The following is a 14,147-nucleotide window of genomic DNA, read 5'->3' as shown; positions in this document are numbered from 1 at the left end:
GGGGCGTTCCGCTCCGGCCCGCCGCCAGCTGCGCAGACGCGCGCCCGTGCGTCAGAGTGCGCCGAAGACCTTCTTCGCCAGGCTGGTGGCTGCCGCGGCCGGGTTCTTGCGAATGCTCGCTTCCTGCTCGGCGATCACCGTGAACAGGCCGTTCAGCGCCTGTTCGGTCACATAGCTTTCGATATTGGCGTAGTTGCCGTTCAGGCTCGCCGGAACCTTGGCCGCCACCGCGTTGTACTGCTGCGCCAGGCCGACCTGGTCGGTGGCCTGCTTGACGATGGGCAGGAACCTGGCGCGGATCTGTTCGCGGCTGGACTTGTTCAGGTACTGGGTAGCCGAATCGTCACCGCCGGCGAGAATCGCCTTGGCGTCCTGGACGGTCATCTTGCGCACGGCATCGAGCAGCAATTGCTGAGCCTGCGGCACGGCCTTCTCGGCGGCCAGGTTCATGCTGTTTTCCAGCTGCTCGACCTGGGCCCCCATGCCGACCATCTTCAGCATCCGCGAGGCCTTGCCGATGTTGCCCGGCAGCTCGATGCGCACGTTCGGGTCGCTGCTGAAGCCGCCCGGGCGCCCGAGCTGCTGCACCGCGACCTTGGCGCCCTGGCTGAGGGCATCCTTGAGGCCGGCGCTGGCATCGCGCTGGGTCAGGTCGGCGAGCGACAGGGCGAAGGCACTGACGGAGAGGGCCAGGCCGGCGACGAGAGTGGTGATGCGATACATGGTGGTTACCTTGCTGGCAGATGGGGCGTGTCTGGCGTTAGAGCGCCGGTGGATACTGACGTTGATGCTAGTGGATTCCCGGCGGCGCGACATCCAGGCGACGATGCGCTACCGTCGTGCCCCCGCAGTTCTGGAGACGTTTCACATGATCCGCCCCTACCGCCCCGATGACCTGGAAACGCTGCTGAGCATATGGCTCGAGGCATCCAGCCGGGCCCATGACTTCGTCGCGCGCAGTTTCTGGGAGGCGCGGCTGGATGACATGCGCAACCTCTATCTGCCCGCTGCGCAGACCTGGGTCTACGAGCGGGATGGCACGCTGGTCGGCTTCGTGTCGCTGCTCGATGACATCCTGGCGGCGATCTTCGTGGCACCAGCGGAGCAGGGCGCAGGCATCGGCTCGGCCCTGCTCGAGCACGCCAAGCGCCTGCGCGAGCAGCTGAGCCTGACCGTCTACGCCGCCAACAACGCCAGCATCGCCTTCTATCGTCGTCACGGCTTCCAGGTCGCAGGCGAGCAACTGGACGCACACACCGGCCACCCGGAACGCCTGATGACCTGGCAGCGTCAGGCGTCGGTCGGCGGCGGCGTCGCCTCGCTGTCGTCGTGATGGCGCTCCAGTGCGACCTGCCGGATCGACAGCCGAATCTCCGCCGGTAGCACGCGCTTGGCGGCTCCCTCGGCCAGCTCCGCGAGCTTTTCGTGGTAGCCCAGGCGGCCATTGGCATCCGTGCTGACCACACCCTGTTCCTGCATGCTCTGAATGAAGTGGCGGAACAGCGTCTTGTCGAAGAACTCGGGCGCGTTGAGCCCGTGGAGTATCGACAGGCGTTGGGCCATGACCGTGCAGAGATTCTCCAGCTCCTCGGCGCTCAGGCTGTGCTGGCCGCTGTTGAGCAGCAGCGAGGTGGCCATGTAGAAGCGCTGCAGGGTCTGCATCACCACCCGCGCCAGCAGGGTGAGCAGGACGAACTGCCGCGAACTTGGCGCCGGGCGCACGTAGTGGTTGCCGTCCACCTTGAGCAGCCCGTGCTCGGCGAAGGCTGCCAGCCACTGATCGACCACAGCTTCCAGCTCCTCGACCTCCCAGCGCATGAACAGCTCGGCACGCAGATAGGGGTACAGCGCCTCGGTGAAACGCTGGATCTGCTCGCGGCTGATGCGTGAGCTGCTCTGGAAGAAGCTCGCCAGCAGTGCGGGCAGGGCGAAGATATGCATCACGTTGTTGCGGTAGTAGGTCATCAGGACGGCGTTCTGCTCGTCCAGATAGAGGATGTTGCCCAGTGCGTCCTTCTGCTCGGCGAGCAGGTCGAGGCTCTTCACGTAGGCGATCAGTGCGTTGCCGTCTCCCTCCGGCAGCGTGGTGTGCGGCGAATAGGGCACTGCGCGCAACAGCGCCTGGTAGAGATCGAGGATGCGTGCCAGGGATTGCTGGTCCAGCGCCTGACGGCTGGTGGAGAGCATCGCCAGCGCCACCAGGTTGACCGGGTTGACGGCCGCCGCCTCGTTGAGGCGCTGGGCGATGCGCTCGGCCAGGTGGTTGGTGGCGTCGTTCAGCCACTGCGGGCGATAGTCCGGCGCATAGGCCTGCTGGCGCCAGCCGGGTTGCTCCTGCTCGAGGAATTCGTTGAGCTTGAGCGGCTCGCCGAAGTTTACCCAGACCTGCCCAAAGCGCTGCTTGAGGGCGCCGATGACCTTGAAGATGTCGAAGATCGACTCCTTCTTCTTCGCCGCGCCGCGCAATTCGCCGAGGTAGGTGCGGCCCTCCAGCACCCGCTCGTAGCCGATGTAGACCGGCACGAAGAGGATGGGCAGGCGCGACGAGCGCAGGTAGCTGCGCAGGGTCAGCGCCAGCATGCCGGTCTTGGGTTGCAGCATGCGGCCGGTGCGCGAACGCCCGCCTTCCACGAAGTACTCGACCGGGAAGCCGCGGGTGAACAGGTTGTGCAGGTATTCGTTGAACACCGAGGTGTACAGCGGGTTGCCCTTGAACGAGCGGCGCATGAAGAAGGCGCCGCCGCGGCGCAGCAGGCTGCCGATTACCGGCATGTTGAGGTTGATGCCGGCGGCGATGTGCGGCGGGGTCAGGCCGTTGCGAAACAGCAGGTAGGAGAGCAGCAGGTAATCGATGTGGCTACGGTGGCAGGGCACGTAGATCACTTCGTAGCCGCGGACGGCGTCCTGCAACGGCTCGATATGGTTGACGCGGATGCCGTCGTAGATCTTGTTCCAGAACCAGGACAGCACAACCTCGAGAAAGCGCACCGCCGTGTAGGCGTAGTCCGAGGCGATCTCGTTGCCATAGCGCAGCGCCTTGGCCTCGGCCCTCTCGATGGGGATCTTCTCGCGTTCGGCTTCCTCGCGAATCGCCTGGCGGACCTGCGGTGCGTGCACCAGGCCCTTCACCAGATTGCGCCGGTGCGACAGGTCCGGGCCGATCACCGCGGTCTTCTGGTTGCGGAAGTGCACCCGCAGCATGCGATGGACCATGCGCAGTGTGCGCTCGTGCCCCTTGTTCTGGGCGATGAGTTCGTTGAGCTGGATCGGCGCGGAGAACTGCACGCGCGTCTTGCGCCCCAGCACCAGGATGCTGAGCAGCTTGCGCAGGCGCCCGGTGACCGCCCAGCTGTCGGCGAACAGCAGCTTCCAGGCGCTGGTCTCGCGATTCGGCGACTGCCCCCAGAACACGCTGACCGGAACGATCTGCGCGTTCTCTACCGCGTTGTGCTCCAGCGCGCCGACCAGCCGCACCAGCGCCGGTGGCGCGACCAGGCGGGTACGCCGGCCGAACCAGCTGGGTGCCGGATTGAGGAAGAAGAAGGCGGCCGGCTCCACCAGTTCGCCCACCGCCACATCGGCCACCGGGCGTGGCAGCCCGGCCTTGCTGCACTCGGCATCGAGCACGGCGAGATCGCTCAGCGAGGGTTGCTGCAGCACATAGAACACCGGCTTGCTGCGATCCAGCTTGAGGGTGAAGGCGGACTGGTTGATGGTCTCCGAGCGCACCCAGGTGTACAGCACACGGCGCACCAGGGAGAAGATCAGACGGCGAACGGGGGAGCGGGTCATACGGCGGATTCGACTGTGGAAGGGGCGGAGCCCTCGAAGGCGGCAAGTGTGCCCCAAGCGAGGTGGGCGGGCAAAACCTGCGCTGCTCTGTCGGTGCCTGATCCACACCGGTATATGGCTGCCGGCAGAGCTCGGGCAAAATCGGTCAACGCCCGTGCGGTTGCCCTCGTGCCGACAGCTGAGCCTCGATGGCGGGCTTGTCGATCACCGAATGAACTTCGACGATCTTCCGGTCCCTGAATTCATAGAAGACGTTCTCGGCGAACGAGACCTTCCGCCCGTCGATGTCCAGGTCGAGAAAACGGCCCGCCGGCGAGCAGTTGAAGCGCAGCCGGCTCGCGACATGCGGTGGCTCGCTGACCAGCAGTTCGATCTCGAAATGCAGGTCCGGAATGGTGGCGTAATCGTTTTCCAGCATCTGTCGATAGCCGGCCAGGCCGATGCGGTTGCCGTTATGCCGGACCTGGTCATGCACGAAACGTCCGAGCTCGGGCCAGTCCCGGGCATTGAGGCAGGCGATATAGGCGCGGTAAATGCTGGCCAGTTCTGGCGGGGTCATTGAAAGCCTCCGTTGCGGGATTCCGGTGTCCCGTTCGACACGTGGGTTGCCCGGATGAGCCACGCCGGCGCGTCAACGGGCACGAAGGCGAGCGCCGGCACAGGCCCCGGCCGCAAACAGCAGCGACCAGAGCAGCAGAAACGCGAAGCCCACGGCGAGCAGCGGGCTGAGGGGCAGGAACAGGAGCAGGTACAGCACCTGGCCGACGACGACCCCAAGGTACAGTGCCCAGCGTGGTCGCGGCACGATGAAGCCGGCCAGCACGCCTGCTGTAAACAGCGCACCACTGTAGTACAGGCCGTCGCCGTCCCAGGGTTCGGCCTGACCACTGGCCCAGGGCGACAATGCCCAGATGAAAGCGCCGGCGATAGAGGCGATCAGCAGCGCCTGCACGACCGGGCGGGCGCTAGGGCGCATCGGCTCGCCGCGCGCACCACGCATGGATCAGCCCGGCCTGGTAAAACGGCACGGGGCAGGCAAAGCCGCCGGCCTCGATGATGGACGCGACCTGCTCCGGGGGCCGTATCGCCACGTCACGGTCATAGGCGGCACGCATCTGCTCAAGGCCTGCCGCGGGAATGCCGGCGAGGGTCATCATGTTCAGCCAGGTTTCCAGCAGCGCCGCATATGCCGGCGTGGTGACGTCCGCTGCCAGGTCAGAGCTGACCAATAGCGCTCCCGGGCCGAGTCGGGCGGCTATGTCACGAAAGAAGCCGATGCGTACGTCGCGCTCGAGAATGAACTGGGATACCAGCAGGGAGGTTGCCGCGTCGAAGGGGGCCTGCTCAGCCAGTGTCTCCAGGTAGCCCTCATGGAACTGGCAGCGCTGTTCGATTCCGGCTCGGATTGCCTTGTCGCGAAGGACGTGCAGCATCGCGCCCGATGGCTCCACCGCGGTGAAGGTCCAACCGGGTCGGCACTGGGCCAGGTGCAGAATTTCCTCGCCGGTGCCGGCGCCGATGCACAGTACCCGCGCCTCGGCCGGCAGCGGCGCGAACACCGCCTCCAGAAGAAAATGCAGCGCGTTGCGAATGGGCGCGGTTCTGGCCCAGCGCTCGTCGTAGCTGGCGGCCTGTTGATCGAATACCGCTTTGATCTCGTCGCTGCGCATGGCGGCTCCGTTTGGTGTGGTGTGGAACGCGGCGTCGCCGGGTTGCTGCGGCGGACCATTGGAAGAATCACTGGGCCGGGAGTATGCCCTTCGCCCGCAGCGCATCCAGCGCGATCCGCTGGCGCAGGGGCAGATCGGTCGCATCGCGGGTGTCCAGATTCAGCGCGAACAGCCAGGTGTCGGTGCCGGCTTCAACATAGCCGATGTACCAGCCGATGCCAGGATTGTCGCGAGCCGCCCAACCGGTCTTGGCATACAGGCTATAAGCCGGCGTGCTGTCGACGCGCATGATGGTCCTGAGGGTGTCGTAGCTGTTCGCCCGGTACGGCAGGCTGCGTGCGACCACCTGGCGCAGCAGGCCCATCTGTTGTTCGGCGCTGACGCGCAGCGAGCCATCGAGCCAGAACTCGGTGACGTTGACAGGTTGGTGCAGCTGCCCGTAATGCGCCTGGCGGATGTGGCGCAGATAGGCCGTCGCGCCCACCCGCCGGGCCAGCCTCTGGTAGCACCAGACGCAGCTGACCCTGAATGCGCTCTTCAAGGTCTGGTCGCGGTTCCAGTCCTCGATCTCGTAACGGGTGCCGTCCCAGGGGATGATCTCGTCCGCCCCGGCGATGGCACCTTCCTCCAGTGCGATCAGGGTGTTCAGCACCTTGAACGTGGACGCTGCGGGAAAAGCCGTGCCGGCGCGTTCATCGTTGTGGACGAAGCGCTGGCCCGTGGCGACGGACTCGATGACCAGTGTCCCCTCGACCCCCGCGCGTTCGAACAGACGGGCAATTGCCCCGTCCTCCGCATGGGCGAAGCCGGGAGCAGCGAGCAGTAACAGGGAGAGCAACAGGACGGGCATGACCAGGACCAGGTTGTAGGTGGGAGCGTGTTCGGACGGGGCTCAGTCGCCTGCAATCCGCTGCGCCCGATAGTCCACCTGCGAAAGACGGTACAGGCAGTGTGCGCGAAGTGGATGACCGATGGGTATGCTCGGATGCTCGAAGCGGCTCGCCTCGCGCATGCCGATTCGTTGCATGACCGCGCGCGAACGCTGATTGCCGAGCGTGGTGAAAGAGACGATTTCCGCCAAATCCAGCCTGTCGAAGCCCACCTCGAGCGCACCGCGCGCGGCCTCCGTTGCCAAACCTCTGTGCCAGTGCTGGAAGGCCAGGCGCCAGCCGATCTCCACGCAGGGCGAAAAGGGCAGCTCGGCGATCGGTATATGCAGGCCGAGGAAGCCGATGAACTCGGCGGATCCCTTCAGCTCCACGGCCCAGAAGCCCCATCCTCGCTGCTCGATCAGCGCCTGGCAGCGATCAGCCAGCGCATCGCTCTCGTCGCGCTCGAGCGGGGCAGGGAAATACTCCATGACCCGCGGGTCTGCGTTCAGTTCGGCAAAGGGCGCCCGGTCGCTCGGGCGCCATTGCCGCATGAACAGGCGTTCGGTTTCGAACTCGATCGGGTTCGGCATTGCAGTGCTCTCGGATCAAAGGAGGAGGCTGTTGCTCGCAGCTCCGTTTGCAGCAAGGGCGGCGACTTGGCCGCGGCTAACCGGAATCACCTGAATAGCTGAGCGTTAGGCGCAGCATGTCCAGGTGGCGGATCCCGACCTCGATGATCGGCTCGGGGTAGTGGTCGACGAAGAAGTCTCGTTCTATTCGCGTTACGCGAAAGCCCTGGCGTTGATAGAACGCCAGTTGATAGCCGAACGACCCCGTGCCCACTTCGAGCCGGCCGGCGCCGAGCCTGCGGTAGTGCTCGATGATCCATTCCAGCAGTGCCGTGCCGTAGCCCGCTTTCTGCCGGGTGGGTCGTACCGCGATATTCATCAGCTCATGCGCGCCTTCGCCGATCGGCCGCACGACACCGATGCCGACGACCGTTCCGTCGAGCGATGCGGCGAAGCACGTCGAGTCCGCCAGATACGAGCGCACCTTGCTCGGCGAAGGATCGGCGAGCAGCAACAGCTCCATTGGCGCCAGCGAGGCAGGAATTTCTCCGAAGCGTAGGGACATGTGTCGGTAACCACCTTGAGAGGCGGCGTGATCAGGCAGATCGATCGCCGCTTTCCATGGATTCGAGAACGTACTCCAAGCGCTGTGCGGGGTCCATTGCATCGCTTGGAGGCTTGGCGGCAACGTCCGGCAAACGTTGCCGCCAAGCCGCGTGGTTGCATTCGTCCAGTAGCTGTTCTTATAGTTCCGCCGGCATTTTTGCAGGGCCTGGCTCGGGTCGCGCGGCGGCACGCCAGGCCTTGTGCGCACTGGTGAGAGCCCATGATTGAAATAAGCAACCTGACCAAGCGTTTTGCCCAGCACACCGCGGTCGACGACCTGTCGTTCCAGGTCCAGCGCGGAGAGGTGCTGGGGTTCCTCGGCCCCAATGGGGCCGGCAAGTCCACCACGATGAAGATGCTGACCGGCTTTCTCGCGCCGACATCCGGCACTGCCCGCATCCTCGGTCACGACATCCGCACCCAGACCCTCCAGGCCCAGCGGCTGATCGGCTATCTGCCCGAAGGCGCACCTTGCTATGGCGACATGACGGTGCGTGGCTTTCTCGAGTTCATCGCCGAAGTGCGTGGTTTTCGCGGTGCGGACAAGCGTCAGCGGGTCGACGCAGCTGTCGTCCAGGTGGAATTGCAGAAGGTGCTGGGGCAGAGCATCGAGACCCTGTCCAAGGGCTTCAAGCGGCGTGTCGGTCTGGCCCAGGCGATCCTGCACGACCCTGACGTGCTGATCCTCGACGAGCCTACCGACGGGCTCGATCCGAACCAGAAGCATCAGGTGCGCCAGCTGATCCAGGGGCTGGCGCAGGACAAGATCGTCATCATTTCCACCCATATTCTCGAAGAGGTGAGTGCGGTCTGCACCCGCGCGGTGGTGATCGCCAATGGTCGGCTGGTGGCCGATGGCACGCCGCTGGAGCTGGAAAGCCGCTCGAAGCATCACCAGGCGGTCACGCTGGTCAGTGATGCGCCGCTGGACGAAGTCGCCTTGGCGGCCTTGCCGGGTGTCGCCGGTGTCGAGCGAAACGAGCGCGAGCACAGCCTGACCGTACTGGCGCAGCCCGGGCACGTGATCTTCCCGCAGGTCAACGCGCTGATCGCCCAGCAGGGCTGGGCCGTCACCGAGCTGGACGTGGAGCGCGGCCGGCTGGATGAGGTGTTCCGTAACCTGACGCGAGGGGAAGCGCTATGAGCCAGTTGCCGGTCATCTTCAGGCGCGAGCTGGGCAGCTATTTCGCCACGCCGCTCGCCTATGTGTTCATCGTGATCTTCCTGGTGCTGTCCGGGGTATTCACCTTCTACCTGGGCGGTTTCTACGAGCGCGGCCAGGCGGACCTGACGCCCTTCTTCAGCTTTCATACGTGGCTCTACCTGTTCCTGGTACCCGCTATCGCCATGCGCCTGTGGGCTGAGGAGCGCAAGTCCGGTTCCATCGAGCTGCTGATGACGCTGCCGATCACCCGCTTCGAGGCGGTCGCCGGCAAGTTCCTCGCCGCCTGGGTTTTTGCCGGGATCGCGCTGCTGCTGACGTTCCCGATGGTCATCACCGTCAATTACCTGGGTGAGCCGGACAATGGCGTGATCGTCGCCGGCTATCTCGGCAGCTGGCTGCTGGCCGGCGCCTTCCTGGCCATTGGCTCGTGCATGTCGGCGCTGGCGAAAAACCAGGTGATCGCCTTCATCCTCTCGGTGGCGGTGTGCTTCCTGTTCATCGTCAGCGGTCTGCCAATGGTGCTCGACGCTCTCGCCTGGGCGCCGCAGTGGCTGATCGACGCGGTGGCTTCGCTGAGCTTCCTGATCCGTTTCGACTCCATCAGCAAGGGCGTGATCGACCTGCGTGACCTGCTGTATTTCGTCACGCTGATCGTCGCCTGGCTGGCGGCCACCGCCGTGGTCGTCGACCTGAAGAAAGCCGCCTGAGGAGTCACCATGAAACGAGTCATCTATTCCGGTGCCGGGCTGCTGCTGATCGCGCTGGCATTCCTGCTGTTCAACGGGCTGACCGGCACGCTGCTGACCAATGCCCGGCTGGACCTGACCGAGCAGAAGCTCTACACCATTTCCGAGGGTACCGAGCGCATCCTCGAGGGGCTGCAGTCACCCATCGAGCTGCATTTCTTCTATTCGGACGAGACCGCCAAGGACCTGGTCGCGCTGCGCAACTACGCGCGTCGGGTCGAGGAGATGTTGCGTGCCTATCAGCGGGCCTCTGGCGGCAAGCTCAAGCTGCACGTGATCGATCCGCAGCCGTTCTCCGAGGAAGAAGACCGCGCCGCCGAGTTCGGCCTGCAGGCGGTACCGCTCAACCAGGGCGGTGACAAGGTCTACTTCGGGCTGGCCGGCACCAATGCCGAGGGCAATACGCAGATCATCCCGTTCTTCCCGCTGGATCAGGAGGAGTTTCTCGAGTACGAGGTCAGCCGCCTGGTTCAGAGCCTGGCGACTGCCGAGCTGCCGGTGGTGGGTGTGCTTTCCGGACTGCAGCTGACCGGTGGCTTCGACATGCGCACGCAGCAGGCGACGCCGCCGTGGATGGTGCTGGAGGAAGTCCGCCAGCTGTTCCATATCGAGAGCCTGCAGCGCGATGTCGATCTGATCCCCACCAATGTATCGGTGCTGCTGCTGATCCATCCGAAGGATCTGCCCGAGCAGACGCTGTTCGCCATCGACCAGTTCGTGCTGCGCGGTGGCAAGCTCCTGGTGTTCCTCGATCCGCATAGCGAGATCGATCCGGGCATGGGCATCGGCCCGGGCGAGTTTGGCGAGGAGCGTGTCTCTGACCTGGAACCGCTGTTCAAGGCCTGGGGCGTGCGCATGCTGCCGAAGAAGGCGCTGGCCGATGCCGCTTACGGCATGTCGGTGGGCATGGGCGCCGAGCGCCGGCCGGTTCGGCATGCCGGTTGGCTGAGCCTGCCGCGCGCCGCGCTGGACCAGGATGACGTGAGCATCGCCGCGCTGGAGAACATCACGCTTGGCAGTGCCGGCATTCTCGAACCGCTGGAAGGGGCGACCACGCGCTTCACCCCGCTGATGCGCAGCTCCGAATACGCCATGCCGGTGGATGCCGAACGCTTCGCCACACTGGATAACCCGGAGACCCTGCTGCTCGGCTTCGAGCCCACCGGCGAGCGCTATACCCTGGCAGCGCGCATTCAGGGCCCGGCCAAGACGGCATTTCCCAATGGTATCGAAGGGCGCGAGAAGGGCATCCAGGAGAGCCAGAACATTAACGTCATCGCGGTGGCTGATACCGACATGCTGGCCGACCGCATGTGGGTGCAGGTGCAGGACTTTTTCGGTCAGCGCGTGCCCCAGCCCTGGGCCGACAACGGCGCCTTCGTGATCAACGCGCTGGACAACCTCTCCGGCACCGATGCGCTGATCAGCGTGCGTTCGCGCGGGCGCTTCACCCGGCCGTTCGTGGTGGTCGAAGCGCTGCAGCGTCAGGCCGAGAACCGCTTCCGCGAGAAGGAGGAGGTGCTGCAACAGCGCCTGGCCGATACCGAGCAGAAGCTGGCCGAGCTGCAGAGCCCGGACCCCGAACAGGCATTGGAGCTCTCCGGCGAGCAGGAGCAGGCGTTGCGCCAGTTCCTCCAGGAAAAGGTGCGCATCCGCAAAGAGCTGCGCGAGGTACGCTACCAGCTCAACGCCGATATCGAGGCGCTGGGGCGCACACTGAAATTCGTCAATATCGCCCTGGTACCGCTGGTACTGACGCTGGGCGTACTCGCGCTGTGGCTGTGGCGGCGCCGCCGTAGCGCCTGATGCTGGCCCTGCACGGCAGCCATGGCTGCCGTGCAGGGCAGACGACGCGAGGCGGAAAAGGGGCTGACAGCAGAAATCCTTGGCTTATACTCCGGCGACGGCTGCTTTCGAGTCGCATTCGCAAGCTGACGAATGCACGAGGGTCAGGCTGTGGAAACCCTCTTCCGAGGAATAACAAAAAGCGAGTTGGAGAAGTGGTAATGGCTGAGCGCGAAACCGGGACCGTCAAGTGGTTCAACGATGCAAAAGGCTATGGATTCATTCAGCGGGGTAATGGCGCCGACGTGTTCGTGCATTACCGCGCCATTCGTGGCGACGGCCATCGCTCGCTGGCCGAGGGGCAGCAGGTGGAATTCTCGGTGATCCAGGGCCAGAAGGGCCTGCAGGCCGAGGACGTCGCCGGCCTCTGACTCCGGTCGCAGAAGAACGAAGCCCGTCCTGATGACGGGCTTTGTTTTTTGAGCCTGGCGACGCTCCGCTGCAGACCCCCTGGGGCCAATCTGCTGGTTCCTGGTGGGTGTTTCACGACCCAGGTGCGATCAACCCGTGCGCCAGACGATCTCTTCTTCGCCGTCGGCACTGACGCGTATCCAGCGGTCGGCCTCTTCCTCGGCTTCCTCTTCCTGCCAGCCGCCCGGGGCGCAACGGATTTCTACGCCCAGCGCCTGATGCGCCGCGCGCGCGCAGGCCAGGTCATCGGCCCAGGGCGTGGCGTCGCTTTCCAAGAGCAGGCAGTGCCATTTGCCGACCGCCTTGGGCAGCCAGGTCACTGGAATCCCGGCGGCGTTGCACTTGAAGGTCTGGCCTTTCTGCTGCCAGGCGGAGCAGGGGCCGATGGCCTCGGCCAGCCACTCGCCGACGGCTTCCTGGCTGGCATCCCTGAGGTAGATCTCGATATCGGGTTGACGCATGGGCGACTGCCTTCTGTGTTGTGCCTTGGCCTGCCTCGCATGCTATCGAGGCGTTTGCCTTAGGAAATTCGTTCGATCCAGTCGTAGCGTATCGCAACCCGCACCGCCAGCGGCGTGTCGATGACGGCGGCGCGCCGCTCGGCGCTGGCGCGCCAGCCGTGCGGGGTCATCGCCAGGAGGTCGGCGCGGGCCTGGGCGTCGTCCAGCTGCAGTTCATAGCTGATTGTTTCGCTGTGGGTCAGGCGCATGCCGTCCGGAATGAGCGACAGGTGTTTCTCGTCGTCGTAGTCGCGTACCTCGTCGTAGAGCCGCGCGCGCAGCTCCCAGAGGTGCTCGCGGGTCGGCCCCATGCGCAGCAGTCCGCCGCCGGGCGGGAGCAGGCGTCGCGCTTCCTGCCAGTCCAGCGGGCTGAACACGCTGGCCAGCAGGTCGCAGCTGGCATCGGCCAGCGGCACGCGGGCCATGCTCGCCACCAGCCACTCGAGTTGCGGGGCGCGTTTGCAGGCGCGCTTGATCGCCTCGCGGGAGATGTCCAGTGCACAGCCTTCTGCATCCGGCAGCGCGGCGGCCAGTTGGGCTGTGTAGTAGCCCTCGCCACAGCCGATGTCCAGCCAGCGTTGCGGCGCGCGCTCGGCGGCCAGCTCGGCGAGGCGCCGGGCCAGCGGCGCATAGTGACCGCCATCGAGAAAGCGCCGGCGCGCCTCGACCATCGCCTGGTTGTCGCCCGGATCGCGGCTGTTCTTGTGCTGCACGGGCAGCAGGTTCAGGTAGCCCTGGCGCGCGCGGTCGAAACGGTGGTTGGCCGGGCAGGCCACGCCGTTTTCCACCGCGCTGAGCGGCGCCTGGCAGATCGGGCAGATCAGCATGCCAGCAGGTTCACCAGGGTCTGGTAGTAGATGTCGGTCAGCACATCGAGATCGCTGGCCAGGATGTGCTCGTCGACCTGGTGGATGGTGGCATTGACCGGGCCGAGCTCGACCACCTGGGTACCCAGGGTGGCGATAAAGCGTCCGTCCGAGGTGCCGCCGCTGGTGGACGGCGTGGTTTCGCGGCCGGTGACGCTGCGGATCGCCTTGGCCACGCCGTCGAGCAGGTCACCCGGCTCGGTGAGGAACGGCAGGCCGGACAGCGCCCAGTCGATGCTCCAGTCCAGACCGTGCTTGTCGAGGATCGCCGCGGTGCGTTGCTGCAAGCCTTCGACGGTCGACTCGGTGGAGAAGCGGAAGTTGAATACCGCTTCCAGCGTGCCGGGGATGACGTTGGTGGCGCCGGTGCCGGCGTTCAGGTTGGAGATCTGGAAGCTGGTCGGCGGGAAGAACGCATTGCCATCGTCCCAGTGTTCGGCAGCCAGCTCGGCCAGTGCCGGCGCGGCCAGGTGGATCGGATTCTTCGCCAGATGGGGGTAGGCCACATGGCCCTGCTGACCACGAACGGTGAGCGTACCGCCCAGCGAGCCGCGGCGACCGTTCTTCACCACGTCGCCCACCAGGCTGGTGCTCGAGGGTTCGCCGACGATGCACCAGTCCAGGCGCTGGCCGCGCTCGCGCAGGCGTTCGACCACCGCCTTGGTACCGTGGTGCGCCGGGCCTTCCTCATCGCTTGTGATCAGGAAGGCGATCTGTCCCTTGTGGTCCGGATGGTCGGCGGTGAAGCGTTCCACTGCCACGACCATGGCGGCCAGGCTGCCTTTCATGTCTGCCGCGCCGCGACCGTGGAGAATGCCCTGCTCGTCGATGCGCGCACTGAACGGCGGGTTCTGCCAGGCCTGCAGCGGGCCGGTGGGAACCACGTCGGTATGGCCGGCGAAGCACAGCACCGGGCCTTCGTTGCCGCGAATGGCCCAGAAGTTCTCCACGTCCTCGATGTGCATTGGCTCGATGGCGAAGCCGCAAGCCGCCAGGCGCTGGCTCATCAGCTGCTGGCAGCCTTCGTCCAGCGGCGTCACGGAGGGGCGGTTGATCAGCTCGCAGGCCAGTTCGAGGGTCGGGGAGAGGGCGGGGGCGGTCATCA

16 protein-coding genes are annotated in these 14,147 nt (G+C 65.4%); 5 read left to right on the top strand and 11 right to left on the bottom strand.

What is annotated here, in order from left to right; translation table 11 throughout:
• Positions 1 to 51 precede the first annotated feature (51 nt).
• Positions 52 to 723, bottom strand: a complete 672-nt coding sequence (locus ACVRRC_RS11610) for a DUF4197 domain-containing protein (RefSeq protein WP_472997036.1) — start codon at positions 721 to 723, stop codon at positions 52 to 54.
• Between the two features lie 145 nt (positions 724 to 868).
• Between ACVRRC_RS11610 and ACVRRC_RS11605 the strand changes: the two genes are divergently transcribed.
• On the top strand, positions 869 to 1,333 hold the full coding sequence (locus ACVRRC_RS11605; RefSeq protein ID WP_061374341.1) for an N-acetyltransferase: 465 nt from the start codon (positions 869 to 871) through the stop codon (positions 1,331 to 1,333).
• On the opposite strand, the gene plsB is transcribed toward ACVRRC_RS11605, so the two are convergent.
• The 7 genes from plsB to ACVRRC_RS11570 form a co-directional block, all read right to left on the bottom strand.
• A complete protein-coding gene (gene plsB, locus ACVRRC_RS11600) occupies positions 1,291 to 3,792 on the bottom strand; it encodes a glycerol-3-phosphate 1-O-acyltransferase PlsB (RefSeq protein ID WP_472997035.1) in 2,502 nt (833 codons plus the stop codon). The two genes, ACVRRC_RS11605 and plsB, sit on opposite strands and share 43 nt — an antisense overlap.
• Positions 3,793 to 3,937: 145 nt before the next feature.
• Entirely contained in the window at positions 3,938 to 4,351 is a 414-nt protein-coding gene (locus ACVRRC_RS11595; protein ID WP_011913809.1) for an ester cyclase, read from the bottom strand.
• A gap of 72 nt (positions 4,352 to 4,423) precedes the next feature.
• Positions 4,424 to 4,792 (bottom strand): hypothetical protein, encoded by a 369-nt coding sequence (locus ACVRRC_RS11590; protein ID WP_472997034.1) that lies wholly within the window; start codon positions 4,790 to 4,792, stop codon positions 4,424 to 4,426.
• Positions 4,758 to 5,462 carry a class I SAM-dependent methyltransferase gene (locus tag ACVRRC_RS11585; protein ID WP_472997033.1) on the bottom strand — a complete coding sequence of 235 codons (705 nt, stop codon included), beginning with the start codon at positions 5,460 to 5,462 and terminating at the stop codon, positions 4,758 to 4,760. The genes ACVRRC_RS11590 and ACVRRC_RS11585 overlap by 35 nt, the downstream gene beginning before the upstream one ends.
• A 67-nt stretch (positions 5,463 to 5,529) precedes the next feature.
• Positions 5,530 to 6,300, bottom strand: coding sequence for a class D beta-lactamase (blaOXA, locus tag ACVRRC_RS11580; protein ID WP_472997153.1), 771 nt, complete (start codon positions 6,298 to 6,300; stop codon positions 5,530 to 5,532).
• A 54-nt stretch (positions 6,301 to 6,354) separates the two neighbouring features.
• Positions 6,355 to 6,924, bottom strand: coding sequence for a GNAT family N-acetyltransferase (locus ACVRRC_RS11575; protein ID WP_095460448.1), 570 nt, complete (start codon positions 6,922 to 6,924; stop codon positions 6,355 to 6,357).
• A 76-nt stretch (positions 6,925 to 7,000) separates the two neighbouring features.
• Positions 7,001 to 7,699 (bottom strand): GNAT family N-acetyltransferase, encoded by a 699-nt coding sequence (locus ACVRRC_RS11570; protein WP_472997032.1) that lies wholly within the window; start codon positions 7,697 to 7,699, stop codon positions 7,001 to 7,003.
• Positions 7,700 to 7,729: 30 nt separating this feature from the next.
• Between ACVRRC_RS11570 and ACVRRC_RS11565 the strand changes: the two genes are divergently transcribed.
• The 4 genes from ACVRRC_RS11565 (at position 7,730) to ACVRRC_RS11550 (ending at position 11,636) form a co-directional block, all read left to right on the top strand.
• Entirely contained in the window at positions 7,730 to 8,653 is a 924-nt protein-coding gene (locus ACVRRC_RS11565) for an ABC transporter ATP-binding protein (RefSeq protein WP_472997031.1), read from the top strand.
• The gene (locus tag ACVRRC_RS11560; RefSeq protein ID WP_394391132.1) at positions 8,650 to 9,381 is read left to right on the top strand and encodes an ABC transporter permease subunit; all 732 of its coding nucleotides are present in this window, start codon (positions 8,650 to 8,652) and stop codon (positions 9,379 to 9,381) included. Before ACVRRC_RS11565 ends, ACVRRC_RS11560 begins: the two co-directional genes overlap by 4 nt.
• 9 nt (positions 9,382 to 9,390) lie before the next feature.
• Positions 9,391 to 11,226 carry a GldG family protein gene (locus ACVRRC_RS11555; protein WP_017246239.1) on the top strand — a complete coding sequence of 612 codons (1,836 nt, stop codon included), beginning with the start codon at positions 9,391 to 9,393 and terminating at the stop codon, positions 11,224 to 11,226.
• 200 nt (positions 11,227 to 11,426) lie between these two features.
• Positions 11,427 to 11,636, top strand: a complete 210-nt coding sequence (locus ACVRRC_RS11550; RefSeq protein ID WP_014597146.1) for a cold-shock protein — start codon at positions 11,427 to 11,429, stop codon at positions 11,634 to 11,636.
• A gap of 129 nt (positions 11,637 to 11,765) precedes the next feature.
• On the opposite strand, the gene ACVRRC_RS11545 is transcribed toward ACVRRC_RS11550, so the two are convergent.
• Genes ACVRRC_RS11545 through dapE form a run of 3 tightly spaced genes read right to left on the bottom strand, consistent with a single transcriptional unit; the run spans position 11,766 to position 14,145 of the window.
• Positions 11,766 to 12,137 carry a hypothetical protein gene (locus ACVRRC_RS11545; RefSeq protein WP_013983309.1) on the bottom strand — a complete coding sequence of 124 codons (372 nt, stop codon included), beginning with the start codon at positions 12,135 to 12,137 and terminating at the stop codon, positions 11,766 to 11,768.
• Between the two features lie 59 nt (positions 12,138 to 12,196).
• A complete protein-coding gene (locus ACVRRC_RS11540) occupies positions 12,197 to 13,003 on the bottom strand; it encodes a putative RNA methyltransferase (RefSeq protein ID WP_472997030.1) in 807 nt (268 codons plus the stop codon).
• Positions 12,997 to 14,145 carry a succinyl-diaminopimelate desuccinylase gene (gene dapE / locus ACVRRC_RS11535; protein ID WP_048329540.1) on the bottom strand — a complete coding sequence of 383 codons (1,149 nt, stop codon included), beginning with the start codon at positions 14,143 to 14,145 and terminating at the stop codon, positions 12,997 to 12,999. Before dapE ends, ACVRRC_RS11540 begins: the two co-directional genes overlap by 7 nt.
• Positions 14,146 to 14,147: the final 2 nt, after the last annotated feature.

The organism is Stutzerimonas sp. LR2, from assembly GCF_055755175.1.
The sequence above is the reverse complement of the archived record's forward strand: the minus strand, read 5'-3'. Positions and strand labels throughout refer to the sequence as shown.